Origin of the sequence: Marinoscillum sp. (assembly GCF_965229915.1) — a bacterium.
GTDB lineage: Bacteria > Bacteroidota > Bacteroidia > Cytophagales > Cyclobacteriaceae > Marinoscillum.
The window spans coordinates 3,073,799-3,093,123 of the sequence record NZ_CBDDJZ010000001.1 but is presented as its reverse complement, the minus strand read 5'-3'; the positions used below and the strand labels follow the sequence as shown (position 1 = coordinate 3,093,123).

At 45.5% G+C, this 19,325-nt stretch carries 10 protein-coding genes; 5 read left to right on the top strand and 5 right to left on the bottom strand.

The window, feature by feature from the left end; all coding sequences use genetic code 11:
* Positions 1-114 precede the first annotated feature (114 nt).
* The 5 genes from ACO067_RS13395 to ACO067_RS13375 all read left to right on the top strand — a co-directional run bounded on the left by ACO067_RS13395 (position 115) and on the right by ACO067_RS13375 (position 10,747).
* Positions 115-2,502 (top strand): efflux RND transporter permease subunit, encoded by a 2,388-nt coding sequence (locus ACO067_RS13395; RefSeq protein ID WP_421874858.1) that lies wholly within the window; start codon positions 115-117, stop codon positions 2,500-2,502.
* Positions 2,503-2,520: 18 nt separating this feature from the next.
* Positions 2,521-5,880 carry an isoleucine--tRNA ligase gene (ileS, locus tag ACO067_RS13390; protein ID WP_421874857.1) on the top strand — a complete coding sequence of 1,120 codons (3,360 nt, stop codon included), beginning with the start codon at positions 2,521-2,523 and terminating at the stop codon, positions 5,878-5,880.
* 114 nt (positions 5,881-5,994) lie between these two features.
* Positions 5,995-6,630: a lipoprotein signal peptidase gene (locus ACO067_RS13385; protein WP_421874856.1), complete on the top strand. Its 636-nt coding sequence runs from the start codon at positions 5,995-5,997 to the stop codon at positions 6,628-6,630.
* 100 nt (positions 6,631-6,730) lie between these two features.
* The gene (locus tag ACO067_RS13380) at positions 6,731-9,961 is read left to right on the top strand and encodes a caspase family protein (RefSeq protein ID WP_421874855.1); all 3,231 of its coding nucleotides are present in this window, start codon (positions 6,731-6,733) and stop codon (positions 9,959-9,961) included.
* 75 nt (positions 9,962-10,036) lie between these two features.
* Complete coding sequence (locus ACO067_RS13375; protein WP_421874853.1) at positions 10,037-10,747, top strand: hypothetical protein; 711 nt, start codon at positions 10,037-10,039, stop codon at positions 10,745-10,747.
* A 52-nt stretch (positions 10,748-10,799) separates the two neighbouring features.
* Here the strand turns inward: ACO067_RS13375 and ACO067_RS13370 are convergent, their stop codons facing one another.
* The 5 genes from ACO067_RS13370 to ACO067_RS13350 all read right to left on the bottom strand — a co-directional run bounded on the left by ACO067_RS13370 (position 10,800) and on the right by ACO067_RS13350 (position 19,179).
* Entirely contained in the window at positions 10,800-13,439 is a 2,640-nt protein-coding gene (locus ACO067_RS13370) for a carboxypeptidase-like regulatory domain-containing protein (RefSeq protein WP_421874851.1), read from the bottom strand.
* A 77-nt stretch (positions 13,440-13,516) separates the two neighbouring features.
* On the bottom strand, positions 13,517-14,692 hold the full coding sequence (locus ACO067_RS13365; protein WP_421874850.1) for a FecR domain-containing protein: 1,176 nt from the start codon (positions 14,690-14,692) through the stop codon (positions 13,517-13,519).
* Between the two features lie 457 nt (positions 14,693-15,149).
* Positions 15,150-15,689 carry an RNA polymerase sigma factor gene (locus ACO067_RS13360; RefSeq protein WP_421874849.1) on the bottom strand — a complete coding sequence of 180 codons (540 nt, stop codon included), beginning with the start codon at positions 15,687-15,689 and terminating at the stop codon, positions 15,150-15,152.
* A 126-nt stretch (positions 15,690-15,815) separates the two neighbouring features.
* Positions 15,816-18,500: an ABC transporter permease gene (locus ACO067_RS13355; protein WP_421874848.1), complete on the bottom strand. Its 2,685-nt coding sequence runs from the start codon at positions 18,498-18,500 to the stop codon at positions 15,816-15,818.
* A gap of 283 nt (positions 18,501-18,783) precedes the next feature.
* Positions 18,784-19,179 carry a PadR family transcriptional regulator gene (locus tag ACO067_RS13350; RefSeq protein ID WP_421874847.1) on the bottom strand — a complete coding sequence of 132 codons (396 nt, stop codon included), beginning with the start codon at positions 19,177-19,179 and terminating at the stop codon, positions 18,784-18,786.
* Positions 19,180-19,325: the final 146 nt, after the last annotated feature.

Genomic DNA, 19,325 nt, shown 5'->3' with positions numbered 1-19,325 from the left:
CAAACAACTCAGCCTTAAACCGTAATTTTCCCACTCAACCAACAACCTCTTTATCAATCAGTTATTAAGGTCGTCAGAACTGATAAAATCATTACATTTGCAGCTTCATTTTCCATGTGGACACAATTAGCCAATATCATTCTTAAGTACAGGATCACCCTAATGACGGTTTTAGGGTTGATCACAGTATTCATGGCGTACCAGGCACAGTACATCCAGTGGTCCTATGATATGGCCAATATTGTGCCTGAGGACGATCCAGATCAGGTCTATTTCCGACAGTTCAAACAAACCTTTGGTGAGGACGGAAACATTTTGGCTCTGGGATTTAAGGATAGTTCGCTCTATGAAGCAGATAACTTCCGCAGACTTAAATATCTCTCGAATGAGCTAGAAAGTATCAAAGGCGTAAAAGATGTGCTCGGCCTGGCCAACCTTCAGATGCTCTCTAAGAATGATCAAAAAAGACAATTTGAACTAAAACCTGTTTTTCCAGAAATCCCCGAAGACCAATCGGAACTCGACAGTATGCTCCGATTCGCTATGGACCTTAAATTCTACTCCGGTCAGCTGATCAACCCAGACAATGGAGCTACTCTGATATTAGTGACCGTTGAAAAAGAAGCACTCAACTCTGAGTACCGTCATACGATGGTCGCCGACATTGTAAGAGCAGGTGACCAGTTTCAAGAGAATACCGGAATAAGTGTTAACTACGCCGGGCTGCCTTATGTGCGATCGGTCAATACGCTTAAGATCAAAGAAGAGCTGAATAAATTTCTGATCTACTCGGTCATCGTAACCGGGCTGATCCTCTTTGGTTTTTTCCGATCTCTAAAGGCCGTGATTTTTCCATTGATCATCATTGGGGTGATTGTGGTTTGGGTACTAGGAACCGTTTCACTGTTCCAATTCAAGATCACATTGCTAACTGGACTGATTCCATCCATCATTGTGGTCATAGGCATACCGAATAGCGTCTACATGCTCAATAAGTATCACCATGAATACAGCACTCATGGGGACCAAATGAAAGCATTGGGTAAAATCATCCGAAACATCGGTATCGTAACCTTCATCACCAACTTCACTACGGCTGTTGGGTTCTTCGTATTAGTGTTTACTGGTATTCCCATCCTGATGGAGTTTGGTATAGTGGCAGGTATCAACATCATGTGTACGTTCATCGTGAGCACGATCATGATCCCGTCGGTGTTCTCACTGTTCAAACCTCCTTCTGATAGACATCTGAAGCATTTGGATTTCAAAATGCTAAATGGTGCGCTGGTTGGAATGGACGTGCTGGTTCACAAGCATCGCAAACTGGTATTTACAGCCACCATCCTGATCGTGATTGCCTCTGTCTATGGGCTAACCAAGCTAGAATCGAATTCTTACATGGTAGATGACCTACCTGAAGATAGCCCATTGGCCAAGCAATTGGCCTTTTTTGAAGAGAACTTTAGTGGCGTGATGCCTTTGGAGATCATCGTGGACACAGGCACCAAGAAAGGGGTACAGAAACTAAGCAACCTTCGCAAGATCAATGAGTTTGAGCTGTTCCTGGACTCACTGGAAGGTATTTCACAACCGGTATCAGTAGTTAGCTTTATTAAAGCTGCCAGGCAGGCATTTTACAATCAAAGTCCAGCCTTCTATTCCATACCCAATAATCGGGAGAGTGCATTCATCCTCCGCTATCTCAAAGAAGAAAGCGACGAAGCAGGAGTTTCTAAAAATTTTGTAGACAGTACTGGTCAGCTGATCAGAATCTCACTGAAAATGCCAGACGTGGGCTCACAAAAAATGGACTCACTCGTCAATCAGGTCATCAGCCCCCGGATAGACGAAATCTTTGATGAAGGCAAAATGGACGTTAAGGTCACGGGAACTGTTCCGTTGTTCATCAAAGGCAACAAATTCCTGATCGACAATCTGATTACCTCCATGATTTTCGCCTTTTTCATCATTGCGGTGATTATGGCTATTCTGTTTAAAAATTTCCGAATGATTGTCATCTCCCTGGTACCCAACATGATTCCGCTTCTTCTGACTGGGGCCATCATGGGCTACTGGGGTATTCCATTGAAGCCTAGTACTGCACTGATTTTCAGTATTGCATTTGGGATCTCTGTAGACGACTCCATTCACTTCCTGGCCAAATACCGTCAGGAGCTTCATGCGCACAATTTCTTCGTGCCAATTGCGGTAAGCCGCAGCTTGAGAGAAACCGGTGCCAGCATGATCTATACGTCCATTATTCTATTTTGTGGATTTGTGATTTTTACATTATCCGAATTTGGCGGCACGGTGGCACTTGGGAAACTAACTTCCATCACCCTGTTGTTTGCTATGTTCACCAACCTGATCGTATTGCCGTCGTTGCTGTTGCAATTTGATACCGGTAAGATCAAAGAAGAGGATCATCCCTATATCGAGGACTTTGCGAAAGCAGACTATGATGAAGAGGATGACGAAGAAGAGACTGATAAGAACCAATAAAAATTTTAGAAGATTAAGGTGGCTAAATATCCAGAGTACAAGCAGGTCAGTTACCCTCAAATAGCAGAAGAGGTATTGAAATTTTGGACTGACCAAAAAATCTTTGAGAAGTCAGTAACCGAGCGTGAAGGAGCCGAAACATTCACCTTTTATGAAGGTCCTCCCTCCGCCAACGGAACACCAGGTATTCACCACGTGATGGCTCGTGCAGTGAAAGATGTGTTCTGTCGCTACAAAACGCAAAAAGGCTACCAGGTCAAACGTAAAGGTGGCTGGGATACACACGGACTTCCTGTAGAACTCCAGGTGGAGAAAGAACTTGGCATCAAGAAGGACGACATTGGCAAAAAAATCTCTGTAGCTGAGTACAACCAGCGCTGCAAAGAAACGGTGATGCGTTTCAAAGACGAATGGGACCGCATGACTCAGCAAATGGGTTATTGGGTGGATCTGGATGATCCCTACATCACTTTTGACCAGAAGTACATGGAGACGCTGTGGCATTTGCTCAAACGACTCTATGATAAAGGGCTCCTGTACAAAGGATATACCGTTCAGCCGTACTCCCCTGCGGCGGGAACAGGACTTAGCTCTCACGAGCTCAACCAACCAGGTACGTATAAAGACGTGAAAGACACGTCCATCGTGGCCCAGTTCAAAGTGAAGAAAGACGACAAGTCTGCGTTCCTTTTCGATTCAGCTGACGAAGATGTTCGAATCCTCGCCTGGACCACCACCCCATGGACCTTACCATCCAACTGTGCACTGGCTGTGGGCGAGAAGATCACTTACGTGAAAGTAAAAACTTTCAATCAGTATACAGGTGAACCTATTAGTGCCGTATTGGCTAAGGATCTGGTAGGCAATTATTTCTCTGACAAGGCGAAAGAAATCAAATTCGAAGACTATCAGGCTGGTGGCAAGCTTGTCCCGTTTGAAATTGTCAGTGAGTTTACTGGAAAAGACATTCTAGAAGTCCGCTATGAGCAACTCATGCCTTATGTGACCAACGAGGGATTGGAGAAAAATGCCTTCCGAGTGATACCGGGTGATTTCGTTTCTACCGAAGACGGTACCGGAGTAGTACACACAGCGTCTGTTTTTGGTGCAGATGACTTTAGAGTAGCTCAGCAAAACGGCGTTCCAGCTGTACTGGTGAAAGATGAGCAAGGCTACGATGTGCCATTGGTCAATAAGAAAGGTCAGTTCGTGGATGAAGTAACCGACTTTGCTGGAAAGTTTGTGAAAGAGGAGTACTACGATGATGCCACTCGCAACGATCCGGACTTTAAGCCAACTGACGTACTCATCGCCATCAAACTCAAAGAAGAGAATAAAGCTTTTAAAGTAGAAAAATACGAACACAGCTACCCTCACTGCTGGAGAACGGATAAACCCGTGCTCTACTATCCTTTGGACAGCTGGTTCATCAAGACCACTGCACTAAAAGACAGACTAGTTGACCTAAACAAGACCATCAACTGGAAACCAGCCTCTACCGGTACCGGACGCTTTGGCAACTGGCTGGAGAACCTGGTGGACTGGAACCTGAGTCGATCGCGCTTCTGGGGAACACCGCTTCCTATCTGGGTGACAAAAGACCGATCAGAAGAAAAGTGTATCGGCAGCATCGCTGAGCTTCAGGAAGAAGTGAAGAAGTCCATTACTGCTGGCCATATGACAGAAGAGATCGGAGATGATTTTGATCTACACCGACCATATGTAGATGATGTGATCCTCACAGCTTCTAACGGTGAACCGATGTACCGCGAGCCAGATCTGATTGACGTTTGGTTTGACTCGGGTGCTATGCCGTATGCACAATGGCACTATCCTTTTGAAAACGATGAAACATTTAATGCCAATTATCCTGCAGATTTCATTGCGGAAGGTGTAGACCAGACTCGTGGTTGGTTCTTTACGCTTCACGCGATTGCCGTATTGCTCAATGACAGTGTAGCCTTCAAAAATGTGATTGCCAATGGTCTGGTTCTGGACAAAAACGGTAACAAGATGTCTAAGCGTCTTGGTAATGCGGTCAATCCATTCGAAACGATGGACAAGTTTGGTCCGGATGCTACGCGCTGGTACATGATCTCTAACGCCAACCCGTGGGACAACCTCAAATTTGACATAGAAGGAGTAGCAGAGGTGCAGCGAAAGTACTTCGGCACCTTATCCAATACCTATTCATTCTTTGCACTGTATGCTAACCTGGATGGGTTTGATTTCTCCAAAGGCTCCGTACCCATGGAAAAGCGAACGGAATCCGACCGATGGGTGATCAGCAAGCTGAACAGTCTGATCAAGGAAGTGGATGAGGCATTCAATGATTACGAGCCCACCAAAGCTGCCCGAGCCATCCAAAACTTTGTGATGGATGATCTGAGTAACTGGTATGTTCGTCTGAACAGAAAACGGTTCTGGGTAGGCGAATACGATGAAGACAAAGAAGCAGCTTATCAGACACTTTATTCCGCATTGAGCACTGTGGCTCAGCTTTCTGCTCCGATTGCCCCATTTTACTCAGAGCAATTATTCAAGGATTTGAATGCTGTTTCTGGTTTGGATAAAAGTGAGTCTGTTCACCTCGCAGACTTCCCGAAAGCAGATGAGTCACTCATTGACGAGGAACTAGAAAAACGCATGCACCTGGCACAAAGTGCTTCTTCTCTGGTGCATAGTTTGCGAAAGAAAGAAAAGATCAAAGTACGTCAGCCATTGCACAAGGTGCTGATACCTATTCTGAATGAAGCTGACAAAGCTCGAATTGAGAAAGTAGCAGAGCTGATCATCTCAGAAACCAATGTGAAGGAGGTCGAATACGTAGATGATGCATCAGGCATTCTGGTTAAGAAAATTAAACCAAACTTCCGTAAACTGGGTCAAACCTTTGGACCAAAAATGAAGCTACTTGCTCCATTGATCAACCAAATGGGTCAGGAACAAATAAAAGAATTGGAAAAAACCGGTGCCTATGCCCTGGAACTTGACGGTGAAACGATCTCTCTTGGACTCGATGATGTAGAAATCACTTCTGAAGATATTCCAGGATGGCTGGTGGCCAGTGAAGATGGCCTGACAGTCGCTCTTGATATCACCATCACCGATGAATTGAAACAGGAAGGTATCAGCAGAGATGTGGTGAACAGACTTCAAAACCTGAGAAAAGATCAGGGACTGGAGGTGCAGGATAAAATAAACGTAAGCTATCATACAACCGATGACTTACTCAAAAAATCCGTAGAATCGTATAAAAACTACATACAAAAGGAAACCCAGGCGCTTTCATTGGAGTATGTTGAACAAGTGAATAACGGAACTTCCCTGGATATCGACGGTTTGGAGATGAGTGTGGATTTGGAAGTGGCCAAATAGTCAATAGATAAATAGTCAACAGTTTAATCTGGCGTCAATTGACTTTGGCCTATCGACTAACAAATTACAAATAAATGTCTGTAGACTATGGTTTATTGACTACTTACTAGAACAATGGAGAAAAAAAGAACCCCTTTATACTTGTTTTACCTCATCAGCTTGCTGGTGATAGGCATCGATCAGGCTGTGAAAATGGCCGTGCATTTTAATATGCTCAAAGGATCTAAAGGGCAGATTCAGGTCTTAGGAGACTTTTTTAAGCTTCATTACCTGACTAACCCGGGGATGGCTTTCGGCATGGAGATCGGCTTCATTGATAATGGTAAACTGGTACTGACCATCTTCCGCCTTGGAGCCATGGTGGCCATCGGATATTATCTCTACACGCTTTACAGGAAAGAAAGTAATAAAGGATTGCTCATCTGTATTGCCATGATTCTTGGCGGAGCTATTGGCAACCTGGTGGATAGTATTTTCTATGGAGTATGGCTCGACAATGCACCATTCGATGCGCCTACTCCATGGTTTTATGGCCAGGTTGTAGATATGTTTTACATCGACATTTGGGAAGGACGTATTGCCGAATGGGTTCCTTTTATCGGGGGAGACTATATGGCTTTGTGGCCAGTATTTAATGTAGCCGATGCCTCCATATTTTTAGGAATCACCTTCATCCTTATTTTCCAAAAACGTTACTTCGGTCATGAGTCCGAAGAAAGTGAGAAGGCTGAACTAGTGGAATCTGAATAGATCCGGTAAGAGAAGCTAATAGTGCAAAGGCAGATTCTGCCTTTTTTTGTTTCTCATGGTCTAATTCAGTTAGCTTTGGCTTAGTCAAGCCAATAGCCACATGCGATTCCTTCTGATTCTTGCGACCGTGATTTTTAGTCTTGTGCGATCCACAGCTCAGGACTCACCCATAGAGCTTCGGATAGAGGCCGGTCATTACAGCAGCGTATCTGCCATGACTTTTAGTAATGATGGCACCATCCTGGCATCCGGCGGCTATGATCGCAGCATCATTTTGTGGGACATGGCGTCTGGTCGCGAGCTGAGACATATTGACTGTAAAGACAACGTAGAGTCTTTGGATTTTAATCCTGCTGGTGACCTGCTCCTGGCAGTGGTTCAAAGTGGCAAGGCTCTAGTTTTCGAAGTACACTCTGGACGATTACTCAAAACATATGAAGTAACCGATGGATATTTACAAAGTGGCCAGTTCCTCCCCAATGGAAAAGAATTTATAACTGCAGGACCTAAAGTAGCCACGATTTGGTCTATTGATAAAGTAGAACCCGTCGCTACTTTAGATGGAGAGCGCTCCTACTGCAACTATAACTGTCAGCACTCAATGGATGTGAGTCCGGATGGGAAATGGCTCGTTACCGTAGATCGAAATGGACAGGTCAGTCTGTGGAATATCCCCAAGCGAAAACTCGTCAATGAATGCCTGCACTATGAAAGCAGATTCAGTCACTCAGGCATTACCTCTGTTGCCTTTCTACCAGATAGCGAGTCATTTGTCATAGGCTCGCAGGTACAGGGAATAATCCAGTGGTGGGTAGACCCTAAAAAAGAACCACGTGTACTATTGGCACCTCAGGATATTGGTACAGGCATAGCATTTAAGTTCAATGACCTGGCCATAACCAATGATGGCAGTAAGTTGCTGGCTTTATATCTCAATGGAGTCAAAGGCCAATTTGAAAGGGACGATAACCGCGGATATCACACATTTGATTTGCGCACAGGCAAACTGATCCGATCACTAGAAATTGAAAATGTTAACCAGATCAGCAACCTGGTTTTTCATCCCATCACTGATACGCTGGCACTAAATCGGGGAGCTGTCCCACAGCTGGTAAACTCCAACAATCTCAAAGCCACGCGGCTATTCAAAGGACACCTCACAGACAATCTACTGGATTACTGGATCATGAAGTCCACGAAAAAACACCTATTCCTGCCCCCAAAAACCATTATCGAGCGTGTTGGCAAGCAAGTATTGGCATGGGACTACACCACCGGCAAAATCACCAGTAGTTTTCCAGCTCATGACGATATGGTACTGGGTCTGGCCATCAGCGAAGACCAGCAGCTCCTGGTATCAAGTGCAGCTGATGGATCACTGTTTGTACACGATGTAGCCACAGCTGATACGCTATGGTCTCGCCGGCTTTACCAGGGAGTTCTGACGGTCGGGTTCAGCATAGACAACAAACAAGTGATCAGCATAGACATGAGCGGCAGGGTGGTCGCATGGGATTCTAACTCCGGCGCATACCTTCAGGACTTGCCAAGAGCAGCATCAGATGGTTATAACACCCCCATGAGTGTTCACTACACCTCCACGGGCCTGGTTACATGGGGGGAGTCTTTGAGAGATCCAAAAACGGGAGATGTGGTGGTGGAGTTTGACTCACATGAAGATCGGCTACATGACATACAAACCACCAAAGATGGCAAAACACTTCTCACCACAGGGTGGGATGGTCAGGTATTCTTACGAGATCTGTACTATGGTGGCAAGGTTATCCAAATTGGTAAAAAGCTCGCTGATAAGGTTTATTGTGCCACATTCAACCCCGATGAAACCCTTGTTGCGACGGGAGCTGCAGACAATGTGATTCGGATCTATGATCGGAACGGACACCAGCAATTTGAATTTGTCGGCCATCTGTCCGCCATAGTTTCACTTAGCTTTACTGACGATGGACTTCATCTGATCTCTGGCAGTCAGGATGGGACCATCAAAGTCTGGGACATGGAATCTCAAAAAGAAGTGTACACTCACCTCGTTTTGGACCGAAACCGGTGGACCACCATGTTGCCTTCAGGGCATTTTTATGCCACGCAGGAAGGGATGAAAAGCATGTATTTTGTGCAGGGAAAATCTCTTTACAGCCTCGAACAATTTTTTGAAAAATACTTTCAGCCTTCTCTAACTGTAGACCTGCTTGGAAGCAGTCTGCAACGGACCACAGGAAATTTAGGCAGTCAGATCGTCAGTGTACCGCCACCCGTTGTTGAAATCGTCTATCCTCGTGAGCGGGAAATAGCAACTTCCAGGACCGAAGTAATCATCAAAATAACTGACCAGGGAGGCGGTATTGAGGAACTGAAAGTGCTGCAAAATGGAAAACGAGTCATCGCAGACACCGAGTTTGAACCCACACACTCTGGGAGATCATTAGCTAAATCCTACTTCTTGGATTTAGTCCCTGGACTCAACGTCATCCAGGCCTCCGCCTTTGGTCATAACCGGATAGAATCAAAACCAGATGAAGTGCGAATCAACCGTCCGGCTGATGAGCCCACGGCTGCTTGCTACGTATTTGCAGTTGGAATCAATCAATATGCCAATCCCAGGCTCAACCTGAACTATGCTGTGGATGATGCCTTAAGCATCACCAACCTGATAAGTGAGCAGGGCGCGGCGCTCTTCACCAAAGTCGAAACGATACTTATTACAGATCAGGATGCTACGCGAGACCATATTCTGACAAAGCTGGATGAACTCTCCCAAGTGATCAAACCAACAGATGTTTTCTACTTCTACTATGCCGGTCATGGAAATATGCTCAATGACAAATTCTACTTCATCCCGACTAACTGCACACGACTCTATGAGGAAGCAGCTCTGGAGCAAGAGGCCCTACCCGTTCCAGAAGTGGTTGAACGACTAAAATCCATTAAAGCTCTGAAGCAGGTGCTCTTCATTGATGCTTGTCACTCTGGTGGATCCACCCAGCTACTAGCCTCAAGGGGCGCCGGAGAAGAGAAAGCATTAGCCCAACTATCACGTAGTGCTGGAGTACACATTCTGGCAGCTGCCGGATCGGATCAAACAGCCACCGAATTCCAGGAGTTGGGGCACGGTCTGTTCACCTATACGGTGATTGAAGCACTCAAAGGCAAAGCGGATGGTGCTCCTGCCGATGAAAAAGTAACTGTGTATGAGCTCAAGTCATTCCTCGATGATCAGGTACCGGCCTATTCCATGAAGTACAAGAACATGCCTCAGTATCCCAATACGTTCTCAATAGGCCACGATTTCCCGATCGTACTGAAGAAAAAATAAGGTAGTAGAAATGAGCCATGCAACAAGCTTTGAACCGAATGCGCTCAAGAAACAGAACTCATCTATATTTATATAATGGAAGAGACCAAGCGAGGTAAAAAAAGAAAGGCACGCTATTATGCCTTTGAGTTTCTCACGGTATTTGCTGGGATTACTGTAGCCTTCCTCCTCAATACCTGGAGTGAAAACCGAAAAGACAAGCATACAGAAACCAAGATCTTGACTGAGATCAGAAATGGACTTCAGTTGGACACGGCAGACATGCGGGGCAATATTGTTGGCCATCGGCGAGGAATCGAAGCATGCACGTATTTTCGTGATTTAATTGACAATAAAGAGCTCCCTGACAGTACCGCCAACGAACAATTCAGACTGCTACTTCGAGACTTCATTTCCATCCAAAACAAATCTGGATATGAGTCATTAAAATCCAAAGGTCTGGAGCTGATTGACGATGATTCGCTGAGGCTTGAGATCATTGCCATGTATGATTTTCATTTCCAGGTGCTCGAAAAGCTCGAAGAAAGCTATGCAGAGAATCAGTTTTTTGACAATTATTTTGAGCCAATCAGTGAGCTACTAGCTGAGTCGTTTCATTACGACGAGTCTGGTAAATTAGTGCGCTTTGTGCAACCCGTAAAACTGACTGAAGCAGAAAGAAAACTGTTCCTAACCTATTTGAACAAGATAGAATATAACAGGGAGTTCATCATTGATTACTACCACCAGGTGAATAGTGCTGCGGTCAGCTTGATCCAACACATTAATCGTGAACTGGAGGATTAGAAAAGGACCGTCAATTCTCAATGACAGTCCTTTCTTTTGAGTTGATTTTGATCTAAAATTCCAATCGATAATTCAATATCGGAATCAAACCGGCCATGGTGGAGTCTTCCACCTGACCGGACTGTGGGTTGTAGTACTGTGCCCAGGTATTGTAGCGATTGGTCACATTCTGAATATCGAGGGACACGACCTGTTCTTTTCCTTTTTTGAAAAAATGAACCTTCAATCCCAGGTCTATACGAAAGTAATCTTTCGTTTGCAGCTCCCAGGGCTGATCATCCAACACATAGGTTCCTTCTTCTTCCCTGGAGGTTTCCAGATCAATCGGATATTGACGCTTGCCGCCAGTCCACATGACTTTGGAATTGAGACCTATCAATTTATTGTCACCCCACTTCCATTCTTTTCCAAAGACAAAATTATTAACATAGTTGAGGTTGTACCGACCATTGTACCACTTGCCGTCAAGCGGCTGGTACTTGGAGTCAAACACGGAGCTGGTCACCAGGAAGTAATAGTTATTGGCAAAAAAGCGTTGCAAAGTGAACTCCAGCCCAATGTTTCGGGCCTTGCCTTTGTTGACCAACGTATCCACGTCGCTGAAACCGCCAAAGATTGGCGTGTAATAGTGGGATGGATTGTTTGGAACTGGGAGGTTGTTGACTTGCTGATAGTAACCTTCCACCTTAAAGTGGAGTGTTTTTGAAAAGGCCTTTTCATATCCCAAAACATAATGCGATGCCCGAGTCAGATTCAGCATTCTATTGGGCATGTAGATTTGTCCATTTTCTCCATATGTGCGAACGAAATATAGCGGAAGGTGTTCATGACGACTGTGGCGCCCATAGCCAAAAGTTAGTTTCTGTTGCTTTGCCAGCTCCCAGGCAAGGCTCAGTCTGGGCTCAATGGTTTGATCCTGGTTCAGCTCAAAACGAGTGAAATGCAACCCTCCCGTAGCGACCAATTTGTCTGAGAACTTATACTTTCCCAGAGCATAGCCCTGGAATAAATAGGTGTGTCCTCTGGTATCTATTTCTACATTCCAGTCATCCGCGGTATTATCCCATTCTTTAGACTCATAGTCATAGTCAAGGCGACTCAAGATAGCTCCCGATCTCATAGTGAGCCGACTATTGACCTTTCTATTGTAATAAGAACTCAATCGAACGGAACCTTTGTTCAGTCCATCCTGAAACTGAGGATAAAGCGTCCAGGTGGAATCCATCTCCTCGTAGTTTTCTCTGCTAAAGCTTTTAGAATGAGATACTACTGTTTCTACAAAAGAGTTCTGGTCAATGAAGTAATTGTGTGTCACACCATAAGCATACATGCCAGTGTAGGTGTCGTCATGATAGCCATACTGCCAGTCATCCTGCTCGATGCTGTCTGGCTCAAAATGCTCCACTGCCTGGCTCAAACCTCCAATCCCCCAAACAGAAAAGGTGCCTGCTTTTTTAGTAGGCAGATTCATTTTGAACGACAAGTCCTGGTATTGTGGTAGCGCATTTTCTGAAACTTCAAAGTTCAATGCATTCAGCAATCCCAAAGTAGAATAGCGATAATTGAATAGGTAAGAACCATTGTATCCTTTTTTGAATGGACCCTCTGACGCAAAATCTACGCCTAAAACTCCTGCCTGAAAAGTGTGCTCGTATTCCTGATTGTTACCATTGCGTAATTTCAGATCAAATACACCAGATAGAGCATTGCCATAATCGGCTGAAAAAGCGCCGGTATAAAAGTCCGAGTTGCCCAGCATATTGGCACTCAAGATGCTGATCGCTCCAGAAGAATAACCCTCCTCGGCAAAGTGATTTGGACTTGGGATCTCCACACCTTCCAGCTTCCAAAGCATCCAGTTGGGAGAATTGCCACGGATCACGATCTCATTGGAGGCATCATCTGTAGTGGCTACACCCGCAAATACCAGCGCCATTCGTGCTGGATCACTGATACTTGCTGCGTATCGTTTGGTCTCTTCGGCATTGAAGGATTTGGCACTGACAGTAGCCATCTCGTTGATAGGCAGTCCGTTAGAGGCAGTCACCACCACTTCGTTTAGAGAAGTCAATTGCTCCGCTAGCGCCACTTTAATTACGGTCTCCTTACCTGTACCTAACAGGATGTCATTGACATATGCATCTTCATAACCAACGAATGATACTTTTAGTGAATGCCTACCGATTGGTAAGTTGGGAATGGCAAAGTTGCCATCAATATCGGTAATGGCACCTTTGATTGTCTCAGAAGTGATCACCTGTACTGTCGCAAAGGATAACGGTGCCTGTGAGTCCTTGTCATAAATCGTACCGCGAAGCGTCTGTTTGAAGCCCGGAGTGTCTGATTTGGGGATCTCCGGCCTGGGTCCGATGACGATAGTCTCATTGATTTTTTTGTATTGGAGTTTCGTGTCGGAAAGCAATTGGTACAGGGCTACTTCCACAGTCACGTTAGACACTTTCAACGTGATTGCCGTCACGTCTTTGGTTTCCTCTTCATTGTAAATAAAGTTGATCTGGGTTTGTCTGGTCAACTCATCAATTGCCTCTGAAAAGCTAGCTTCTTTTAAGTCCAAACTAATCAGCTGCTCCTGCGCAAAAGCAGAACGATACAGCAAGGATAATAGAACTGCCAGCGCTATGATGAGCAGCTGCCGGAACCTGGTAGTGTGAATTTTGATTAGATTTTTCATACCTTTAATTGATTGAAAGATTGTCACGTCTTTTGATTAGAAATAAAATGGGAGATGTTGCCGCATTTCCCATTTTTTTATTGAATAATGATCCGCTTGTCAGTGTATTCAAAGCGGACCGTAGTTGTTGCCTCCAGCATCTTCAGGATACCAGAGATTTTTTGTCGATTGTCTATACGCCCGGTGAAATGAAGTTCCCGAGACTGCTCGTTTTCAAATTCATATTCGAAACTGTACCAGCGCGCCAACCTCCGCATTACCTCATCCATGGAGGCATTATTAAATTGAAATTTGCCTGACTTCCATGCGGTATATTTCTGTGTGTCCACCGATGAAACCTCCAGATTTTCCGCCTCCAAAACAGCTTGTTGACCAGGTTTGAGTAATCGCTTTTGTGAATTGGTTTCAACCTGCACACTTCCTTCGACCAGAGTCGTTTGAACCAAAGTCTCATTGGCATAAGCCATCACGTTAAACTCTGTGCCTAAGACCTGCACTCGCTGCGATTCGCTTTGCACAATAAATGGACTGCCGGTGTGGGTTACCTCAAAGTAGGCCTCACCTGAGAGATGAACCGTACGTGTAGAGTCAGAAAAAGAGACTGGATAGCGCAGGGATGATTCCGCATTCAATGTCACACGAGTCCCATCAGCAAGTTCCAACTGGTATGTGCCTCCTGTTGGTGTCTTGAGTACATTGTACACCACTGCCAAGGGTTTTGCCTCATGAGTGATGGATTCGTACCGGATGGTTTTGTTTTGATTGGTGACTTTAGTTCCTCCCTGTGCGATGGTTTTGGTGGACTGATCAGGCACCAACTCCACCTCGCTCCCATCTGCCAGGATCAAGGTAGCTTGTTCCTTACCAGGTAGGATCGAATCATCTACTCCTGCTAGTGGTTCAGTGCTCTCTTGAAGGATGTAAACCACGGCTCCTACAGCTAGGATAGGAAGCAGAATGGCTGCAGCATATCTCCAAAGACGAGTGTGCAAAGTGATCACTTTTGGCTTCTCCAGATGAGCTTGCATGGCTTGCCATGCTTGGTCAGCATCAAACTGCTGGTAGATTTCCCAGCGGGTCAGGGCCTGCTGATGATCTTTTAGAGATTCGAATAGTGCCTTATTCTTATCACTTTGCCCCAACCACTCCAGGAATCTTGACTCATCATCCGGTGTGAGTTCACCCTTGAAGTGTTTGTGGATCAGCTCGGCTATGTCAAATCGGTCGTTCATGGTTTTCACAATTACGGACATAAAACAATCGAGTTTGCGAAGTGGGTGAAGTGAGGGAGTGAGTTTTTTTGATATTTATTTCTTCGCCTCAAACTCTATTCGACATGACTCAAGATCCCCCGGTATTTCCCCCAAAGTGATCGGGTCAGAAATCCGTGGGATGACGGCTGCTCTCTTCGTCATTCCACAACACAACGTAGTGGAGATTGGGGTGCCCGACTAGGGGTGCCCGATCAGGGGAATCTGCCAATGATAGAATGATTCATCTTGTTTCTTAGTTTGCCTGACACATGTAAAGTTCTATTTCAGATCCCCCGGAATTTCTCCCGAGGTATCAGGTAGAAATCCGTGGGATGACGACTGCTCTCTTCGTCATTCCACGACGGAGTAAAGCGAAGCGCAATGGAGATCGGGGAATCTGCTGAGTATCCAACCCCTTTCTTGTTCCTCTTGAAACGGGGAAAGTTGATTAGGTTTATCAAACCATCAATAACCAACTAAACAACATCGGACTGAGACGCTCTTTCAGCTTGGCATAGGCGATCTTCTTTTGGGTCTTGACAGTGTTTTCGGAGATGTCGAGTTCGTCAGCGATTTCTTTGTTTTTAAGTCCTTGTAATGCTAGCAACATCACCTTCTGACTTCCCTCTGGTAGGTTTTTGATTTCATTGTAGAGGTGGCCATAGTACTCTTCTTCGATGACCGCTTGTTCTTTGTCCGCGTTTTCCAGTTCGTAGATCAGTCGGCTTTCATGCTCTCGGATGACTGTTTGGTGCTTCAGTGAGTTGAGACACTTGTTTCGAACGGTCGTGTAGAGAAAGGACTTGATAGCATTGATATGCTCAAAATCGGTGCGTTTGTTCCAGAGCGTAATGAAAGCATCCTGCACTAGATCTTCTATCTCCTGGCTGTCTGTGAGGTAACGATGGCTGTAAGCACAGACCCTTTGGTAAAGCTCACCAAAGATGTACTCAAAGCTACGCTTGTCTCCATTCTGAAAATCCTGAATCAACTGCATGTTAGGTCGGTGCTGAATAACCTACGCTAATTTACAGGAAGTGTTGCTCTTTAAGATTATTCTCCGATCCTACAAGCCTCGTCTATTGTCGAAAGTCACATTTTGATTATTCGGTTACGGTGAGTGTCACTCCGCCCTCAAACTCTTCACAGGATTGATTCTTGTCGCTTTCCAGCTGTGGTAGCTGATGACTAGCAGTGCAATCACCACAGAAAGCAGCGTGCTCACCACAAACATGTCCACGCCGATGCTTACCCGATAGGCAAAGTCTTCGAGCCATATACCCATCAGCCAGATGGTCAGCGGGATGGACAGGATCACGCCTAAGGCTAGCTGCCAGCTAAATGTTTTGGCCAGCAAGCCAAAGATCTGTGCTGGAGAGGCGCCAATCACCTTACGGATGCCTATTTCCTTCTCACGGCTGTTGACCACCAGAACAGTCAGGCCCAACAAGCCAATGGACGCAATCACTATTGAAATCAAGGTTGCTACGCCAATAAGCTTGTTGAGGCGCGCTTCATTTTCGTACTGGCGTGCGATGTTCTCATCCATGAACTCATAGTCAAGATTACGATTGGGAAAGGTGCGCTTCCACTCCTCCTGCAGGATGTCATTGACAGTAGTCAGCTGAGTCCCTGTATACTTAAACAGCAGCTTGGGAATGGGTGAATCGGTAAAGTCTGCATCGGAGATTCCCTGAAACACCGGAATCAGGCTCTGCGTGATCACCAGCGGCTCTATCTCCTCATGCAGAGAAGAATAATGAAAGTCTTCTACCACCCCGATAATCCGGTGCTCCCCAAAGTCAGCGCCTGGCAGCTTCTCTTCCAGTGGGTTTTCCAACCCAAAGTACTTTACAGCAGTTTCGTTAAGTAAGATCGACTGGCGTTCATCGGCCGTGTTGTCCGATTCAAAATTTCGCCCCTCCACTACCTTTAGGTCAAAAGACTCCACAAAGTCGGCATCTGTTCCAAGCAATCGAAACCACAAGAAATTGCCCCGAATGTCCTCAAAGGCGAGGTGCATCCATCCATTGGTGCCAAACGCATGACTGGACGTGGTAAAGTTGGTCAACTCAGGATGCTTTTCGAGATTTTGCTGCAGCAGTCGAGCATTGTTTTGTGCACTCATATAGCGTTCCACAAATCGGCCGTTTTGTTCGGCAAACAAAGGAACCGAAATCACCGCTTCGTATTCATAGCCCAAATCTTTGCTCTGCAAGTAGCCAATCTGCTTCTTCATGATCAGCGTACTGCTAATGAGGAGCACTGTCACTAAAAACTGAAATGTGACCATCACTTTGCGTACCCAGTGCTTGCCACCTGAAGTGTTGGACGACTGCATGATGGTCATGATACGGATATTCGTCAGCACAAAAGATGGGTACAAACCAGCCAGTGTGCCGATTAGCAATCCGATCAACAGGAACAGTCCCACATGCCACCAGGCAAAGTCATACACCAGAGATACGCCAGTGAGTCGGTTAAAGGTTGGGATGCTAAGAATGGCAATGACAGTTCCAATTACCATCGATACTAGCGCAATTAATATACTCTCCGTCAGGTACTGTCCCACAAGAAGCTTCTTGCCCGCTCCCAGGATCTTGCGCATGCCTACTTCTTTGGCACGTTTGATAGATTTGCCAATGGACAGGGTGGTGTAGTTCACACAGGCGATCAGCAGCACCAGGAATCCAATGATCCCCAGCACGTACACATAGGTCGGGTTACTCACCGGCGCAATTCCAGCTGGTATTTCGGGATTTAGATGGATGTCCGTCAATGGCTGAAAGCCTATCGTATACTGGTCCCGCTCAAAATCCTCACCGAGATAACTCATCAATACATCCTGTGATTTTTCATTGACGGTTTTGATGCTCGCATTTTCACTCACTAGCACAAACGTCTCCTGGCTCACAGAGGTCCATCCGGTCAATGCCCCTTCACCAAAAATCGTCTTGTTCAGCTCATTAGAAATCACCAGGTCAAACTGGATGCTGGAATTTTCGGGAATGCTAGCCGATACTGCGGTGATGGTGAAAGCGGTTTCTTCTTCATTGATATTGAAGGTTAGTGTTTCCCCAACAGGATTATCCCGACCAAAGTATTTCTGCGCATAATCTTCTGAGATGATCAGATCGTACCTGCCTTGCAAGGGTTGATTGGTATTTCCATGAATGAGTTCAAAGTCAAAGACCTCAAAGAAGTCAGGACTTACCACTGCCACACTCTCGTTGATCCAGTTTTCACCTTTTTTGGTGACGGCAAAGGTGCGTTCTGTTCGTTGTACCACCGATTGGAATTCTGGAAACTCTGCCTCGAAGAGTGGCTCAAAACGAATGGGGGTCACGGAGTTGAAGAAGATCCGACCATCGCCATAGTCTTCATAAAGATAGGTACGATAAATCCGGTCTTTTTTGGTGTGCATGTGGTCAAAGCTCAGCTCCTGTGCTACGTAAAGTCCCATCTGCACAAAGCATAGTATCCCGATAGTCAGTCCCAACACATTGAGGAAGGTATTGAATTTATCTCGCCACAGCACTCGTGCCGCTACTTTGAAATTTTGTCCTGTAATCATGGGTATTTGAGTTTTGAGTTTATGATTCTTTTTAATCGCCGACCACCGAAACGAACGCAACACCAACCAGGTGAATAGTCGGTTGGCTGCCCGCACACCTTTGGCTTCCACCTTCCGGTCGTAGAGCTCCAGCAGGTCGCCTTCCAGGTCTTCCAGCAGCTCTGGTTTACAATACCAGTGCAGGAAGTGCATGGCCCATTGAGGTGGGTCGGTATGGTTGGTTTTGTTAGTCATTTTTTTCTAACCGCAGAAGTTTTCTAACCGCAGAGAATCGGAGAGATCAGAGGTTTATTTACTCCGTGCTCTCTGTGGTTAAGCATTCTTATCAATTAATTTCTATCTAACCGCAGAGAAATGGAGAACTCAGAGGTTTATCTACTCGGTTTTCTCAGTGATCTCCGTGGTTGAGCAATCTTAACTTTCACTTTCTTTCTTGTCGCATATTCTTCTAAACGCAGAGAATCAAAGAACTCAGAGGTTTATATACTCTGTTTTCTCAGCGATCTCTGTGGTTCCGTCAAATACCGAAGAAAGTCAGTTTCGGCAGCTTCTGATACAGCTCTATGCGCACGGCCATGTTGTCATCCAGGACAGCACGCCCGGCTGGAGTCATGGTAAAGTAGCGTTTGCGTCGACCACCACGCTCCTGTGTCGCCCCACGCATTTCGGATTTGACCAGACCCTTCTTTTCCAGTCTACGAAGCACCGAGTGAATGGCCGTCACGTCCATACTACGTCCAGTCTTCTCAATAATTTCATCAAGTATGGCTACTGCATAAGCTTCCTCTTGCAGGGATCCTACTGTGAGAAGTACCAGCTCTTCCAGTTCGCCTATGGTTTCTCCTTTCATAGTTTTCTTTTTACCTAACCACAGAGAAATGGAGCAATCAGAGTTCTGCTTCAGCTCGTCCATGATTCATATTATTCTAATTCAATACGAGCTTCATCAACTCTAGATCCCACTTGTGTTCCATTAGCTTCTCCATTTCTAAGAAATTCAGGTAGTCAAAGGTCAAATCAAACGAAGTTTGTTGTACAAACGTACAAGTTATATATTTT